This is a genomic window from uncultured Caballeronia sp. (assembly GCF_964243625.1).
Lineage (GTDB): Bacteria > Pseudomonadota > Gammaproteobacteria > Burkholderiales > Burkholderiaceae > Caballeronia.
The window spans coordinates 1-854 of the sequence record NZ_CAXTGZ010000791.1 but is presented as its reverse complement, the minus strand read 5'-3'; the positions used below and the strand labels follow the sequence as shown (position 1 = coordinate 854).

The following is an 854-nucleotide window of genomic DNA, read 5'->3' as shown; positions in this document are numbered from 1 at the left end:
TGCGCTTCCGGCCCAGTGCAGATGGCGGCGGTGATCGCGGCCAGGTTGATGCCGTGCGAGCCGAACGGCGCGAGCAGGAGCGACGCAATGCCCGTTGTCGCGATCAATGGCGCCGATGGCGTGTCATAGCCATCCGCGCGCAGCACGGCGATGCCGGGTACGTTTTGCGAGGCCATTGCCACCACGAAAAGCGGGATGCCGATACTGACCGCCGCCGCGAACGTGAAGTGCGGCATGGTGAAGACCGGGTGCGCCAGCGCGACGTGAAACTGGCTGAAATCGAGCAGGCCGAGCGTTCCGGCGGCGACGATGCCGACCACGAGCGTCGTCAGGATGGCGTAGCGGGGCGCGAGGCGCTTGACGATGAGATAGGTGAAGAACATTGCCAGCACAAGGGCTGTCTGGAACTGCGCGGCCCTGAAGATTTCGATGCCGATCTCGAACAGGATGCCCGCCAGCAAAGCCGCCGCGATGCCTGCAGGGATCTTGCGCATGAGGGTATCGAACCAGCCGGTCAGGCCGACAACCGTCAACAGGATTGCACAGACGATAAACGCGCCGATCGCATCCGCATAGGGCACGTTCGGCAGCGACGTCACGAGCAGTGCTGCGCCCGGCGTGGACCACGCAATCACGATCGGCGCGCGGAACTTGAGCGACAGGCCGATCGTGCACAGCGCCATGCCAATGGAGAGCGCCCAGATCCAGGAGGAAATCTGCGCATTGGATAAATGCGCGGCACGCCCGGCCTGGAACATCAGGACGAGAGAGCTGGTATAGCCGGTCATCATCGCGACAAATCCCGCGACCATGGCTGACAGCGACGAATCGGCGAATGGCCGCAAAGCCGTGGC

1 pseudogene (running past one end of the window) is annotated in these 854 nt (G+C 63.9%); it reads right to left on the bottom strand.

From position 1 onward, the window contains the following. Nucleotides 1–845 (bottom strand): annotated as a pseudogene (locus tag ACFFAR_RS30940) (benzoate/H(+) symporter BenE family transporter) (it extends 320 nt beyond the left edge of the window). Between the last annotated feature and the right edge of the window lie 9 nt (nucleotides 846–854).